The 14866-nt window shown below is 35.8% G+C and carries 13 protein-coding genes and 1 tRNA gene; 2 read left to right on the forward strand and 12 right to left on the reverse strand.

Annotation, left to right across the window (positions count from 1 at the left end):
• Nucleotides 1–37: 37 nt before the first annotated feature.
• The 3 genes from AC07N0_RS11145 to AC07N0_RS11155 all read right to left on the reverse strand — a co-directional run bounded on the left by AC07N0_RS11145 (nucleotide 38) and on the right by AC07N0_RS11155 (nucleotide 4249).
• Nucleotides 38–1924, reverse strand: coding sequence for a CocE/NonD family hydrolase (locus AC07N0_RS11145; RefSeq protein WP_494589230.1), 1887 nt, complete (start codon nucleotides 1922–1924; stop codon nucleotides 38–40).
• 84 nt (nucleotides 1925–2008) lie between these two features.
• Nucleotides 2009–3028: a sensor histidine kinase gene (locus AC07N0_RS11150; protein ID WP_494589231.1), complete on the reverse strand. Its 1020-nt coding sequence runs from the start codon at nucleotides 3026–3028 to the stop codon at nucleotides 2009–2011.
• Nucleotides 3029–3427: 399 nt separating this feature from the next.
• On the reverse strand, nucleotides 3428–4249 hold the full coding sequence (locus tag AC07N0_RS11155; protein WP_494589232.1) for a hypothetical protein: 822 nt from the start codon (nucleotides 4247–4249) through the stop codon (nucleotides 3428–3430).
• A gap of 285 nt (nucleotides 4250–4534) precedes the next feature.
• On the opposite strand from AC07N0_RS11155, the gene AC07N0_RS11160 reads away from it, so the two are divergent.
• Both AC07N0_RS11160 and AC07N0_RS11165 read left to right on the forward strand, forming a co-directional pair.
• Nucleotides 4535–6499, forward strand: coding sequence for a sensor histidine kinase (locus AC07N0_RS11160; RefSeq protein WP_494589233.1), 1965 nt, complete (start codon nucleotides 4535–4537; stop codon nucleotides 6497–6499).
• Nucleotides 6500–6501: 2 nt separating this feature from the next.
• The gene (locus tag AC07N0_RS11165) at nucleotides 6502–7245 is read left to right on the forward strand and encodes a LytR/AlgR family response regulator transcription factor (RefSeq protein WP_494589234.1); all 744 of its coding nucleotides are present in this window, start codon (nucleotides 6502–6504) and stop codon (nucleotides 7243–7245) included.
• A gap of 71 nt (nucleotides 7246–7316) precedes the next feature.
• Here AC07N0_RS11165 and AC07N0_RS11170 read toward each other — a convergent pair whose 3' ends face one another.
• From AC07N0_RS11170 to hisD, 9 genes are all read right to left on the reverse strand, one after another.
• Nucleotides 7317–8915, reverse strand: a complete 1599-nt coding sequence (locus AC07N0_RS11170; protein WP_494589235.1) for a sensor histidine kinase — start codon at nucleotides 8913–8915, stop codon at nucleotides 7317–7319.
• A gap of 3 nt (nucleotides 8916–8918) precedes the next feature.
• Nucleotides 8919–9932, reverse strand: coding sequence for a SpoIIE family protein phosphatase (locus tag AC07N0_RS11175; RefSeq protein ID WP_494589236.1), 1014 nt, complete (start codon nucleotides 9930–9932; stop codon nucleotides 8919–8921).
• Nucleotides 9925–10344 carry an anti-sigma regulatory factor gene (locus tag AC07N0_RS11180; RefSeq protein WP_492803603.1) on the reverse strand — a complete coding sequence of 140 codons (420 nt, stop codon included), beginning with the start codon at nucleotides 10342–10344 and terminating at the stop codon, nucleotides 9925–9927. Before AC07N0_RS11180 ends, AC07N0_RS11175 begins: the two co-directional genes overlap by 8 nt.
• Complete coding sequence (locus tag AC07N0_RS11185) at nucleotides 10319–10723, reverse strand: STAS domain-containing protein (RefSeq protein ID WP_492799753.1); 405 nt, start codon at nucleotides 10721–10723, stop codon at nucleotides 10319–10321. Before AC07N0_RS11185 ends, AC07N0_RS11180 begins: the two co-directional genes overlap by 26 nt.
• Before the next feature lie 19 nt (nucleotides 10724–10742).
• Complete coding sequence (locus AC07N0_RS11190) at nucleotides 10743–11576, reverse strand: STAS domain-containing protein (RefSeq protein WP_492799754.1); 834 nt, start codon at nucleotides 11574–11576, stop codon at nucleotides 10743–10745.
• A gap of 307 nt (nucleotides 11577–11883) precedes the next feature.
• Nucleotides 11884–11957: transfer RNA gene (locus tag AC07N0_RS11195), tRNA-Ala, on the reverse strand.
• A 63-nt stretch (nucleotides 11958–12020) separates the two neighbouring features.
• Nucleotides 12021–12527 (reverse strand): hypothetical protein, encoded by a 507-nt coding sequence (locus AC07N0_RS11200; protein WP_494589237.1) that lies wholly within the window; start codon nucleotides 12525–12527, stop codon nucleotides 12021–12023.
• 11 nt (nucleotides 12528–12538) lie between these two features.
• Nucleotides 12539–13594, reverse strand: coding sequence for a histidinol-phosphate transaminase (gene hisC / locus AC07N0_RS11205; protein ID WP_494589238.1), 1056 nt, complete (start codon nucleotides 13592–13594; stop codon nucleotides 12539–12541).
• 12 nt (nucleotides 13595–13606) lie between these two features.
• On the reverse strand, nucleotides 13607–14863 hold the full coding sequence (hisD, locus tag AC07N0_RS11210; RefSeq protein WP_494589239.1) for a histidinol dehydrogenase: 1257 nt from the start codon (nucleotides 14861–14863) through the stop codon (nucleotides 13607–13609).
• Nucleotides 14864–14866 lie beyond the last annotated feature (3 nt).

The raw sequence follows: 14866 nt of genomic DNA on the forward strand, positions 1-14866 counted from the left end.
AAGTCCTTAATCCTAAAGTCTCTAGTCCCCCAAAAGTCTACTTCAATACCTCTACTGAAATTTTGCTGTTGCCATATACGCGGTGTGTAGCTTTTTGGAAATCGCTTTCTTTGGCTTTATAGATATTATCTACATATTTCTGAGGATTAATATCAAACAACGGGAAGGCTGTGGACTGCACCTGAATCATGATTTTATGTCCTTTTTTGAAAGTATGCAACACATCTTGCAAACGAAAATTAACATCAGTGATTTTATTTGCTACTAAGGGCTCTGGTTTGCTAAATGAATTCCTAAAACGAGAACGCATGATTTCGCTTCTTACCATCTGCTGATAACCTCCCAATGTAATATGGGTTGGTGTATATGGGCTATTAGGTTCGTTTCCAGGGTATACGTCTACCAATTTTACAAACCAATCTGCATCTGTACCCGTTGTCGAAATTTTAAGATTAGCCATAATCTCACCGCCTAAAGTAATATCTTCCGTTAAAATATCTGTCTCAAATGTTAATACATCCGTTCTGCGTGCTGCGAAGCGTTGGTCTTCGCTCATGTAGTTTCTTGGACTGAATCCTAAAATCTGTTTAGGGTCTTCTGTATAAGGTACAGGCTTTGAAGGGTCAGAGATAAATTCTGCAAATCCTTTAGCCTCAGTACCAGTGGTAATTTTACCATTAGGACTCAAGTAGAAATCTATTTTTTGAGCATTCTTAACAGGATACTCTGCAAACTCTCTCCACTCCTTTTTACCCGTATCAAATAGTGTTGCTTCAGCTAAATCTGTTTTGCCATCGCCGGTATCTTTCAAAAAATGTTTGAAAAATTTAAGCTCAATATTTCTTTGATAGTATGTTGAGATACTGTCTCCAAAATAAACATTCGAGTGAAAATGGTGACCACGTTCACGCGCCCAATCGCCATGACCGAATGGCCCCATCACAATTGAATTATAAATATTAGGATTGTTTTTCTCAACGGCTTTATAAATCGTCAATGGTCCATACAAATCTTCTGCATCAAACCAACCGCCTACAACCATGATAGCAGGGGCATTTTTGATGTTTTTCAAATGTGGTACTATACTTCTTTTCTGCCAGAATTCATCGTAATTAGGATGTTCTACATGTTCTTGCCAAAAGAAATTGTTAGTATAATTTTCTCCAAGGTTTTTTAGAGGAGACATTGTTTTGTACCATTCAAAACCATCCAATGTTTTTATCTTCGGGAACTGCTCATCATACCAAGATTTATCAGTTGGTTTAGGATGTTGTAAACCAAAAACTGGGAAAGTCAAGCCATACCCCATGGTGAATGCTCCATTGTGATGGAAATCATCAAAAAAGAAATCAGATACGGGTGCTTGCGGAGAAGATGCTTTTAAGGCAGGATGCCCACATAAAGCCCCAGCTATGGTATAAAAACCAGGATATGAAATACCATATTGACCTACCTTACCATTGTTACCCGGTAAATTTTTCACTAGCCAGTCTATTGTATCATACGTATCCGTGGCTTCGTCAATATCTTTCTTACTATTCTTGTTTGGGATATGTGGCGTCATATTGGTCCAACTGCCCTCAGACATCCAGCGTCCACGAACGTCTTGATTAACGAAAATGAATTTTTCACGCATCAAATACTTTGAATAAGATAAAACCGATGGATAATCATTTTTCCCGTATGGAGCTACCGAATAACAAGTTCGTGCTAATAAGATAGGATATTGATTATTGGAAGAGGCATCTTTGGGAGTATAGACATTGGTAAAAAGCTTTACACCATCTCTCATTTCTATTTCGTACTGAGTTTTAACATAGTTTTCACGAACGAAAATAGAATCCAATTGGGCGACTGTCAGTTTCTGTGCCTGTGTAAATAACGAAAGGCTACAAAATGATAGTAACAATAGTAATTTTTTCATATTTGTTTTAAAATTTGTTGAGTATCATGCAATTTAAGTGCTTCTTGAGTGAAAATAAAATATTTAACCTTAGTCGTTGTAAGGTTAAGAAAAATTAGTTTTTGACATTGGAATTAAAATCGTTGAAACTACATTCCCATTTATATCTTCAATATGCAATGAGCCTTCGCCTCCATATTGTAATTCTAATCGTTTTTTCAGATTGGTCAGTCCAATACCCCCATCAGTTCGTTTGGTATCATTCGCAATAAAACTTCCAGTATTACTAACTTTTATCAGTAAACTTTCTCTTTCTTCATAGATTTGAATAATAATTTCTCCTCCATTTTTATTTTTTGCAATACCATGTTTGATAGCATTTTCGATAAGCGTACTTAATGAAATAGGAATAATCATCTTATTGTTTAGCTTATCATCTACCTTAAATTGATACTTAAGTCTTTTATCAAACCTTATTTTTTCTAAAAACAAATAGGCTTTGGTTAGCTTTATTTCTTCATCAACCCTCACCAATTGCGAGCCCCCAATATTAAGGGATAAACGTAATAAATCAGAAAGTTGGTCTACTGCTTCACGAGCCTCATGATGGTCTATCACCATTAATGCTTTGATACTATTTAAAGCATTAAAAAAAAAATGAGGATGCAATTGTGTTTTCAAAGCTTCTAATTCCGATTTTATCAACATTTTTTCCATCGAAATCATCTTCTCATTCATGGTCTGTTTCTGTGTTACATACCGAAGGATATGAAAGAAAAAAAACCAAGGCGTTGTCACCCAAATATCATCAACGAATAAACTAAAATAATCACCAAAATTTTTGTATTCATTTTTCATCACATCAGCTGATGTGAACTGAACATCTAAAATAAAAAACAAGAAACCTATAATGATATTGCCTATTAATGGAAACAATAGAAAAGTTTGTACGGGGGCTTCATCTACTTGGTATTTATCAACAACTAGTTTGTAAGTATGTGTGGTAAAAAGACCATACACAAATACCGAGATGAAATATTCGAATGAAAGGGTAAAGCTAGCTTCCTCTAAAATGGTGTATTTCAAAGCCATCATGGCAATGAGTAGCCAACTTGAGATTTGCATTAGCCAATATATTTTTCTAAGATTCATATATTAATAATAGCGCGAATGATTTGTAATCAAACATAATAGGCTGACTATGCTTACTATTAAGGTATATTTTGACTCTATACAAAGACAAACACTCTGATAAAAACATTGCTGATTATCAACTACTTGTCTTAATGGCAATAATAATACAAATCCTTTTCATTGAGATTGTCAAACAATGAAAACAAAAATGAGCATTTTTTTTGAGTAGCACAATAAAATTAATAAAAAACCGCTGTATAGAATTATACAGCGGTTTTGTTTATACAATAATGTTCGTAATCACCTATTAGGAAATTGTCTATAGGTTTTGTATTTATGAAGTATTAAAACGCATTTAGAATTAAGATATAACCCTATTATTGCGAAGATTTATTTAGCTTCAACATGGAATCTATTTAACAATGCTAAACCCAACCAATATGACGGAGCCAAAGCAATAGCAGGTACCATAAAAGGGAAATAAAATGCAAATCCATGGAAAAGAAAGGTAATACAGCAACCAATTCCTATTATACAAAATAAAATTAGTATAACAGTTACCCATCTCTTTATAGCAAATCGCCTAACCAATATAATACTTAACCATCCTGCAACTACATACAACAATATTCGTCCTACAGCCCTCCACGTATGGTGAAAATCATAATTCGGGGAAAAATCGACAGCAGGTTTTCCTGTGGCTATCCAAGCATTTAGCTTTGTACTGAACATCATAGAATCATAATTATCCCAAATAGAAATAGGTATTGTTATAAGCAATGGTATTAATATAGCCTTTTCTAGTACAGTCAGTTTTGACCAATAGTGTTTTATGACAAAGACTATTGCCACGACAAACAAGATAATGGCTAATAGGAGCATTATGTACCTGAATTTTTCTTCTATAGCGGAGGCTAATAAAGCTTCACTTTCTTTTGGTGGACCCATGTGTAGTGGCACCATTACCATCATACCAAGGATGCATAATAGCCATGTAGCTGTATCTAACTTATGTTTGTTTTTAAGTTCATCACTACTATTATAAAGAAAAAATAACAATAGTAATATAAATACGCCCAACGCACCGCAAGCCATTAGATAAGAAGGAAAATTCTCATGATTTACCGTAGAGAAAAAGTTTTCTAACACTGGGAAAAACGGCAAAAACACAAGTAGTATATTCGCCAGAAATCGAAACGTTTTTTTTAGCATGATTATAAGCGTTTAGATTGTTATTTTATACAAGGAGTTTTCGGTACCATCTTCTAAAATTCTGTTTTGTAAATCATATTTTAAAATGGTATATCGCCAATAGCGGGTATTATGAGGGAGCGGTATTTTTTTTGAGGGAGATTGAATTGTAGATGAATATTACCATTCCCTAAAAAAAATGGTCATTCACTAAAAGATATGAAGAAAACGCCTATTTTTTTGTATTTTTAATGCTAGACCTATCCTTCTATGAAGCTATTTGTGCTGATATCTTTTTTTCTATCAATGCTGACACACACCGCCAGCATAGTACAGCGACCTGTCGTATTCAAAGGACAACCTACAACGAATACAGTGGTTGATATTTCATCTAAAACACTTTTTTATGATGCTTCGGCTAGAGACACACTATCTTTTGCTGCGATAAAAAAACATCGATTTATTCCATTACCTCAAGAATATATGCAGTTAAAGGTAGTTAGCAAACCTTTGATTGTGAATTGGATGAAATTCAAGGTACAGAACACTAGTTACACGGATACCTTAAACATGGTTTTTATGTGTAATAGTCATGTCAGAACACAGCTATATACTGATGAGCATCTTGGTCAAAAGCCTTTTTTCTTTGAACAAACCACTACAAGTGCTAAAGGGATGGAAATCGTTGTGTTGCCAAAGCAAACGAATACCTATTATGTACAGGTGATTGAACACTTACATTACCTAACACCTTTGAAAGCAGTATTAATCACTCCTGTAGCTTATTTAAAAAATTACCAACAAAATAGCACGAACCTTTCCTATCTATTCTTGGTGATGGCTATGGCTCTCGGATGCCTTATTTTTATGGTTATTAATGCCTGTTATCAGTTTGTACTTTTCAAAGAGCAAGCTATTGCCTATTATATAGCCTATGTAGGATGTGCTATATATGTATGGCTCATCATTATAGACCAACGGTTCAGTCTTGAGCTATTTGACCCGCTTAAAACCAATCTTTATATTCCCCTAAGTTCAGGAATTGTTTTCTTCTATGCCCTATTCATTGCTTATATGCTAGAAATCCCTAAATATCATCCTATAAAATGGCGGGTATTTCAACTATTATTAGGGCTAATCATTGTAGAAACAATAGAGGAAATCATTAGTAATTACTTCAGGCGTTTTATATTAGCCGATAACTATTATTTCTATATACAGCCTATCCCTAATATTCTTGTAAATATCTATTTAATATACCTCATTATCATCAGTAAAGGAGTCCTTAAAAAATATCTGTTAACAGGTTTATTAATCTTATTTTTCTTATTAATCATCGTAACTAATTTCAGTTATTATTTATTCATTGATGTGGATAATCCAAAACTTATGATGTTTGCCAATTTTCCTCCAATTTTCGGAATGCTAGGCGTAGTAGGAGAAGCCATTTGCTTTGGCTTTGCGTTGGCATACCGTAGCAAACTAATGCAAGAAGAAAAGAACAAATTGCAAACAGATTATGCTACTCGCTTAGAAGTAGAAGTAAAACAACACACGGTTGAGATTAATAGACAGCATAATTTGTTGGAAGCTCAGAAACTTCAGAAGATGGAAATTGCTTTTGAAAAGAAACTAGCCGAAACAGAAATGACTGCCCTAAGGGCACAGATGAATCCGCACTTTATCTTTAATTGTTTAAACTCCATCAAGTTGTATACCTTAGAAAACAATACGGAAGCGGCCTCTAACTACCTTACAACCTTTGCCAAATTGATTCGGCGAGTGCTTGAAAACTCTCTGGCTGAAAAAATAACCTTAGAAAATGAATTGGAAACACTAGCCTTATACACTGAACTTGAAATTATGAGGTTTAAAGAAAAAATCCATTTTAGTATCAACATTTCAGACGATATCGATGCTTTTTACATAGAAGTACCTCCGCTCCTTTTACAACCCTATGTAGAAAATGCTATCTGGCATGGCCTGATGCATAAGGATATTGGGGGGGCAGTAAGTGTTAACATCACCCAACCACAAGAAAATTTATTGCATATTGAAATAATAGATGATGGAGTAGGTAGGAAAAAGTCAGCGGAATATAAAAGTAAATCTATTACTAAACATAAATCTTTCGGGCTTAAAATGACGACTGAAAGACTACTGATTATCAACCAGTTATACAATATTCAAACAACTATCAGCATCATAGATTTAGAAGATAAATACGGTAAAGCCTGTGGTACTAAAGTGAGTATAGACTTACCTTTTTAATTATGAGAACCATCATCATTGACGACGAACTAGATAATGTAAAGTTGCTGGCACTGCAATTGAAATTGTACTGTCCACAAGTGCAGATATTGGCTGAATGTACTCAAAGTAAGGAAGGCTTGTTAAAAATAAAAGAATTAGCCCCTGACTTAGTTTTTTTGGATATTGAAATGCCGATAATGAATGGATTTGAACTACTGGAAGCCGTAGGACATCTCAATTTTCAGTTGATATTTGTGACAGCTTATGACCAGTTTGCAGTGAAGGCATTCAAATATAGCGCATTAGATTATTTATTAAAACCCATAGATACTCGTGAATTGCAGGCGTCCGTAAGCAAAGCCATGTTATCTTCACAAACAGATGAGCGACAACTACATTTGTTGAAGCAACAATTTGATACTAATGAGCATAAATTGCCAGATAAGATAGCCCTCCCTTACCAAAATGGCGTAATATTTACGGAGATTAACAAAGTGATTTATTGTGAAGCAGATAATAATTATACGCGTATATTTTTGCAAGACGGCACGCAGTATCTTGTATCGAAAACATTGAAAAGTATACAGGATATTTTGGAAGAAAGAAATTTCCTCAGAGTGCATAGGCAATATCTTGTTAACCTAGACCAAATTGCAAGGTATGTAAAGGGAGAAAAGAATTATCTAATCATGTCTGACGGGAAAAATATTGCTGTTGCACGTAGTCAAAAAGAAAAACTAGTAGAGCGATTTGGATGGTTATAATTTTGACTAAGCAACGTATATACATAGAACGAATGCTAAAACAATAAACTTAAATACGCTACAATCGTTCTCTACGCTACATAAGGCAAATATACAATTACACTAGTACCATCATCACCATTGCTATCAATTTCAATTTTCCCACCATGATTTTCAACAATTTTTTTGCATAATGCAAGCCCTATTCCTGTACCAGGATACATGCTTTGTGGATGCAATCTTTTGAAAATAGTAAAAATTTTGTCTACATGGTGTGGCTCAATACCAATTCCATTATCATTTACAACAATTTTATTCAAAGTAATTCCACTATCATTTATAACTTCATGTGATATGTGTATTACTGGCGTTTCTTTTGAAAATTTCAGAGAATTACTAATTAAGTTGTAAAACAGTTGACCTAATTGTACTGGACTACCCAATACTGAAGGCATAGGAGCAACGGTTAATTCTGCTTTTTTTTCACTTAATAAAAACTCAAAATCATTAATTACATCGGATATCACCGAATTTAAGTCTGTATATTCAAATGTCTCGGATGTTACAGCAAGTTTTGAATAACCTAAAACATCAATTATTAATTGAGACATCCGTTCAGCTGAAGCATTGATTTTGGAATAGTACAGGTTTTGCTTATCTACATCCGAACGATTATGTTGAGCAAGGGAAATAAAATTCCTGATTTTTCGCAGTGGCTCCTGCAAGTCATGACTTGCTATGTAGGCAAACTGTTCTAGTTCCTTATTCTTTTTCTGGAGTTCGTCATTAGACTGTCTCAGTTTTTCCTGTGCTTCCTTTAATTCATTATTATCTTTCAGGGTTTCTTCAACAAGTTTTTGGGCATGAATATTTACCATGCTGATAATCCACCCTGCTGTACTCTCATCATTATGCGGTGCTATTGAAATCTGATACCATATTGCCTCTTTTCCAGAAACAATACGTGCTTGCACATTCTGTACTGATAGTTTTTTCTTAGCAGTATTCCATGCCTTAATAACTTGGTCTATATCCTTAGGATATATTATTTGATGTATAGTAGCTGGAGTAAACTCTTTAAAATTACTTCCTAAAATATTTTCAGCATTTTTGTTAGCAACAAATATCTTATCTGATTTTGACACCGAAAAAACAATAAATGGTAGCGTATCAGTAAGTTGCCTGTAATTGTTTTCACTTTCGCTGAGCCTGTCGGCCAACTCAATTAGTTGTATATTTTTTTTCCGTATTTCATCATAAGGTGAGATAGGAGGTTCTTGTCTAAAATATTCTACAAAAGAATTAACCCACTTTTCAGACAAAAGTCCAGAATAAGGTACTCTGGCTCTTAACGTAATTGAATAAACATCATCTTCATAGTGTGCAGTAACATCTTTTAACACCTTTTTGGCATAAAAAAAAGCTTCTGGATTACATCCTGCTAAATCTATTTTATCATACAATATGGCTACAATTTCCTTTTTGCCTCCATTCAATGAGTCTATTCCCAAAACAAGATAAGATTCCTGTCCGCTAGCAATGGCACACCTTGCAATTTCCGATACCGCAGTAGCAAAACGTGTTTGAGAGGAAGCCAAGAGGCTACACAATTCGGCCAGTTTTATACTGCGTTTGTGCGCCAATATCAGGTCCATTTCGTTATCTAAGCTAATGCGAATAATCTCTTTCATATCCTATAAATTTACTTTGGCAACCAGTACAGACATATCATCTGTACCACGAGCATAATCTTTATAAAGCGCCCCAGCGATAATGTCTGGAGAATGCTTTAAAATCCCTGGCAGACTATTCAAGTTCCACCGTCCCCGCAAGCCATCAGAATGCATAATAAGGGTTTGGTATTTGCTTAATTCAACAACAGAATCGGTCAAAGTACGTGGAATATTTAGGCCTACTATGCCGTTGTAAGGCGTATAGTTTTTTCCCTCTAAACCAGTATAAATTGAGGTAGCTATATTGCCTATTCCACAAAGAAACCATTTTTCCGCTTTGAAATCGAGGTGAGCAATGGTAGCTACTAATCCCCGTGTCTTTTTTACTTCTTGGTGAATATATTGTAGGTTAGCAACAGGACTTCTTTCATGACAGGCTTTAAATGCTGCAATTGCCGTACTCACTGCCTCATGGGCATGACTGCCATGACCTAATCCATCACCTAAAAAGAAAATAATTCCACCATTTATATATTTAACCGCATATCCATCGCCACAAGTGGTTTCGCCCGGCATATTTACCTTCACTGCACCCAACTTAATGCTTTCTTTCCTAGCAAATGTATTTTGTGGATTTTTATAAACTTTACAGTAGACAATCGTTCCCCACTCCTTTAGGGTATAAATCGATGATTCAGAGCTTAAACGCTCAATAGCTCCTAATCCCTGACCAAGGGTCTGTGAGGTAGAGGCACCATCCTTCATCATTTGTATAAGGTTGCTGATGCCCTGCCCTTTGTCTAAGCAGTAAACCTCAAAAAAATCACCTTTAATATCAGTACTTGTGCGGTATAAAAACTCCCCTTCTCCTACAAACTTTACAAGATTTGAAGAAAGTTCAGAAATTATAATATCAATTTCTCCCGTTTTCTGCTGGCTGAAGCCATTAGCAACGCAAAGGTTATGTATTTCACGTTTTACAAAAGACACATAGCTTTTATCCTCTACCTTATAACTGTAAAACACATTATCCATTCTTCCACTTAATTATTGTAACCGTTGTGCCTTGCCCGACCGCAGATTGTATGTTAAATTCATTTACTAGCCTTTTTGTTCCCGGAAGGCCTAACCCAAGACTTTTACCACTGCTATACCCGTCTCTCATTGCCAAATCAATATCAGCGATACCTGGGCCTTTATCACTAAAGACTAAACGAATACCATTTTCTCGACCGTTATTAACCGACTCTATACTTACCGCACCACCACCACCATATTTCAAGAGATTACGTGCAAGTTCGCTTGCAGCAGTTATAAGCTTAGTTTGATTCAAAATACCCATACCAATCTTTACCGCAGCATCTTTTACTTTATTGCGGAAAGGTATTACATCCTGCTCTCGGACAACAACAAATTCTTCTCTATTCTGTATCGTCGTAGTAGTCATCATCATCGCTTTGGTTGTCACTTAATTCTATCTTAGAACGCAATAGGTCCATCCCTTTTTCTACATTAAGTGCCGTCGATACCCCCGTTAGGGTTAATCCTAATTCAACCAAAGTAATAGCAACCGCAGGCTGCATCCCTACGATTACTGATTCTGCGCCCATGATTTTAGACATCATACCGATATTTCCTAATATTCTCCCCATGAAGGAGTCTATAATGGAAACGGAAGAAATATCTATTAATACGCCTTTTGATTCGTATTTTTTAACGGAATTCACAAGGTCTGTCTCCAGATTCTCTGCCAGTTGGTCATACAAGTCTACCTGTATTGTTACCAACAAAAAATCGCCCATTTTTAAAATAGGAATTCTCTCCATAATGTTTATACTCGGCTAATTATTTCTTTTTGATAACTTGAATTTGCAGCATATTGAACGCTGTTTTGAGCGCACTTGCAAGGGTTGATTTGGTAATAATACCAGAAAGGTCTATCCCTAGATGTACTACTATTTGGGCAATCTCAGGTCTAATGCCACTAATGATGCATTCTGCCCCTAAAAGACGTGTAGCACTCACGGTTTTTATAAGGTGTTGTGCCACAAGTGTATCTACTGCTGGAACACCAGAAATGTCAAGAATAGCTATCGTACTACCTGTTTCAACAATTTGTTGTAAAAGACTTTCCATTACAACTTGTGTTCTTGCACTATCAAGCGTACCGATAATCGGTAGCGCAACAATTCCGTCCCAAACCTTGATAACAGGCGTAGAAATCTCTGTTATTTCATCCGTTTGTCTTGATATTATGTCTTCACGCCCTTTAATAAACCCTTCAAAAGTTAACACACTCATGTTATCAACAATCTTACTAATTTTAAGGCTATCAGCGTAAAGTTTTGCAGGATCTGTAACGTTGTTGTACAGTACTTCTAAAAGGGCTTCTTTGAAGGTAAAAAGGTAAAAGCCAGTTTCTCTAGAGGTGTAACCTTGCTTGGCACGAGAAACAGATATGCCCATAAGCACTTCATTTACTTTATCAAACCCGCTGGCATTTTTGTCCTCAAGTGTGGTAGTATTTAATGCGCCTAGGAATGAGTCTACAAGTTCTTTAGAATCTTTAAGCTGATCATCTACATTAAAATATCCTTCTTCTTCTTTTTGCTTTGCTACCCATGCATTGATGATAGCGTCCCTGTTACTCTTTAAAATCTCGATTGTTGGTTTGTCCATTATGCTTTTTTGCTAATTGTAAAAGGTTTACTAACAAATATAGAAAATTTGACTGTGAGAATACACAGAAGTTAACTTTTTAAAATTTTGGTTAGGCTTAATGACTGCATATCATGCAATATCATCGGAAATTAAAAAATATTGTAATAAATCTTAACAGGTTATCAATGTTTTAAAGCAACGATTTAAGAAATATTTAATTGTTATAAAATGATAATCTACAGATTATTTAAAAAACTTGATATTAATCCTAAATATAAACATAAAATAACGCCATTGAAAGCCAATGGCGTTATTTGTCTTTTTGTGGAGAGTATGGGATTCGAACCCATGACCTCTACGCTGCCAGCGTAGCGCTCTAGCCAACTGAGCTAACCCCCCAAAAGAATACTTTGCAAAAGTATCCAATAAGAATTTACGATACAAAGAGGATAGGCAATTTTATTAAAAATTATACCTTATGCCAAAACCTCCTTGTGGATGTGTATAAAAGAAAGCAGGAACTAGTTCTATATAAAGCCCTAATTCAGCAAACATCGTTAGTGGGGAATCTGGAATGCCATATTCTACACCTGCTTCTCCGACGCCACCAATACCTGTATTAGGAATTTGTTTATTGTTCAAGGTATAAGAACGAGAAGTAATTTGTCCACCAAAACCATAATAGCTTCTCAGACCACTATTACCAAGTTCTTGATGCCAAAGATAAAGTCCACTAAATGATACACCTGCTCCATCAAAAGCACCATCTCTGTACGGGCTTCTTAATCCCCAAAGTGCTCCATAAACACCTGCGTTCAACTCTATCGCATTTTTATCATTATTTAAATAATGACGAATCGTTAAACCCGACGGGTCTCCTAGCTTTCCACCTATTGCCCACGTTTTGTATTGTGAGAAGCCTGTGAAACTTACTAAAATCAAGAAAAAGGCTAAAGCATGTTTTTTCATAAGAAATAAGTTTATGATTTATAAGCTTTTAAAAGACCCATCAAATGAGCATTCTCGTCGGTAGTACCTACTGAAATTCTTAAAGAATTATCACATAATTTCACTTTTGAACGGTCGCGGACAATCGTTTTTTGTTCTATTAAGTAATCAAAAACAGCTTTTGCATCTTGGAATTTCACTAATAAGAAATTGGCATCCGATGGAAAAATCTTTTCGACAATGGGTAACTCAGTTAATGAATCTGCTAATAGCTTACGGTTATGATTTAGCGTATTAACGGAATTTGTTACGAAATCAGTATTAGCAATATTCTCTATTAATAATTTTTGTGTAAGTCCGTTTATATTATAAGGATATTTTATCTTGTTCAACAGTTTTATTAGCTCTTCATTCGCAAAAGCCATCCCTAAACGCAAAGATGCCAGTCCCCATGCTTTCGAGAAAGTTTGTAGCACCATTACATTCGGAAAATTATCCAACTCAGGAATAAATGAAGGTTCATCCGCAAAATCATTATAAGCCTCGTCTATGATTACTAAGCCATGTTCGAAATTATCAATAATCGTTAAAATAGCTTCACGATTAATGATATTACCCGTCGGGTTATTCGGGGAACAAATAAAAATTAATTTCGTCTTCGGATTAATTGCTTCAATGATGGCATCAACATCCAATTGATAATCTTCTGTTAAATCAATCTTTTGAATCTGTACATTATTCACAGATGCACTCACTTCATACATTCCATAGGTTGGTGGCAGTATGATGATGTTATCTTCTTTTGGCTCGCAAGTCAGTCTAATAATCAAATCAATGGGTTCGTCAGAACCATTACCAAGGAATATTTGCGAAGCACGACAGCCTTTTATTGGCGCTAATTTTTCTTTAATAGCAGACTGATAAGGGTCTGGGTATCTATTCCAATTTTCGGGCGTAGCCGAGCCTATTGGATTTTCGTTGGCATCTAAAAAAATCCCTTCTTTACCTGTATATTCATCACGAGCAGAAGAGTATGGAGCAAGACTAAGAATATGTTTACGAACGATACTTTGTAAGTTAAAAGTCATAGTTAAAATAATTTACATTCTAATTTTTACCGCATTGGCGTGAGCATCCAAAGATTCTGCCTCAGCCATTTCAATAATTGTTTTTCCGAGGTTTTTAATGCCTGCTTGCGTAATATGCTGTACCGTGATTTTCTTCACGAAGCTATCCAGACTTACGCCTGAATATGCTTTTGCATAACCGTTGGTTGGCAAGGTATGGTTTGTGCCAGAAGCATAGTCTCCTGCAGATTCAGGGGTATAATTTCCTAAGAAAATAGACCCTGCCTGATAGATACTTTCAGATACTTCTTCGGCATTGGCTACCGATAAAATTAAGTGTTCGGCAGCATATTCATTCAACAATGAAAGGGCAATCTCTTGGTTTTCTACCAAAATAGCCTGACTGTTTTCAAGAGCTTTCGAAGCAAATGCTGCTCTTGGCAACTCAGCTAATTGTTTTGTTAGCTCATTATTCACTTCATTAATGATGTTCTCAGAAGTCGAGACTAACAATACCTGTGAATCTATTCCATGTTCTGCTTGCGAGAGTAAATCAGCCGCTACAAAAGCAGGATTAGCCGTATCATCAGCATAAACTGCTACTTCTGATGGCCCAGCAGGCATGTCAATAGCAATACCTTCTTTGTTTACCAACATTTTGGCAGCAGTAACATACTGATTGCCCGGACCAAATATCTTATACACTTTTGGGACTGACTCTGTTCCATAGGCCATCGCAGCAATGGCTTGCGCCCCTCCTATCCTATAAATTTTGGTAATACCACAAAGCGAGGCGGCATACAAAATAGCTGGGTGGTTGGATGGTGTACATAATACCACTTCTCTACATCCTGCAATCTGTGCAGGAATACCCAACATCAATACCGTTGAAAACAATGGGGCTGTGCCTCCGGGAATATATACCCCAACTTTATCAATGCCTACTGTTTTTCGCCAACAAGTAACGCCTTCCATTGTTTCAATCTTTTCAGGAACCGTTTTTTGTGCCTCATGAAATTTATGAATATTGCTATAAGCCTGATGGATGGCTTGCTTTAAATCGTCGGAAAGTAAATCAGCAGCCTTTTCAATTTCCTCTTGAGGCATTTCTATGGATGCTAGGTTTACTTTGTCGAAAGTCAAAGCAAAATCACGAAGAGCACTGTCGCCTTCGGTTTTTACTCTAAACAAAATAGGGGCTACTCGTTGCTCAATCACAGCAATATCCTGTGTTGGGCGCGTAAGTAAGGCTTGATAATCAGACTCTTTGGGATATTTTATAATTTTCATGGA

It is taken from the genome of Arcicella sp. GW821-FHT09D11 (assembly GCF_059416265.1).

Coding starts and splice junctions, on each gene's coding strand:
- AC07N0_RS11145 (WP_494589230.1), bottom strand. CDS start 1,924: ATGAAAAAATTACTATTGTTACTATCATTTTGTAGCCTTTCGTTATTT.
- AC07N0_RS11180 (WP_492803603.1), bottom strand. CDS start 10,344: ATGACTACTACGACGATACAGAATAGAGAAGAATTTGTTGTTGTCCGA.
- AC07N0_RS11200 (WP_494589237.1), bottom strand. CDS start 12,527: ATGAAAAAACATGCTTTAGCCTTTTTCTTGATTTTAGTAAGTTTCACA.
- hisC (WP_494589238.1), bottom strand. CDS start 13,594: ATGACTTTTAACTTACAAAGTATCGTTCGTAAACATATTCTTAGTCTT.
- AC07N0_RS11150 (WP_494589231.1), bottom strand. CDS start 3,028: ATGCAAATCTCAAGTTGGCTACTCATTGCCATGATGGCTTTGAAATAC.
- AC07N0_RS11160 (WP_494589233.1), top strand. CDS start 4,535: ATGCTGACACACACCGCCAGCATAGTACAGCGACCTGTCGTATTCAAA.
- AC07N0_RS11190 (WP_492799754.1), bottom strand. CDS start 11,576: ATGGACAAACCAACAATCGAGATTTTAAAGAGTAACAGGGACGCTATC.
- AC07N0_RS11165 (WP_494589234.1), top strand. CDS start 6,502: ATGAGAACCATCATCATTGACGACGAACTAGATAATGTAAAGTTGCTG.
- AC07N0_RS11175 (WP_494589236.1), bottom strand. CDS start 9,932: ATGGATAATGTGTTTTACAGTTATAAGGTAGAGGATAAAAGCTATGTG.
- AC07N0_RS11170 (WP_494589235.1), bottom strand. CDS start 8,915: ATGAAAGAGATTATTCGCATTAGCTTAGATAACGAAATGGACCTGATA.
- AC07N0_RS11155 (WP_494589232.1), bottom strand. CDS start 4,249: ATGCTAAAAAAAACGTTTCGATTTCTGGCGAATATACTACTTGTGTTT.
- AC07N0_RS11185 (WP_492799753.1), bottom strand. CDS start 10,723: ATGGAGAGAATTCCTATTTTAAAAATGGGCGATTTTTTGTTGGTAACA.
- hisD (WP_494589239.1), bottom strand. CDS start 14,863: ATGAAAATTATAAAATATCCCAAAGAGTCTGATTATCAAGCCTTACTT.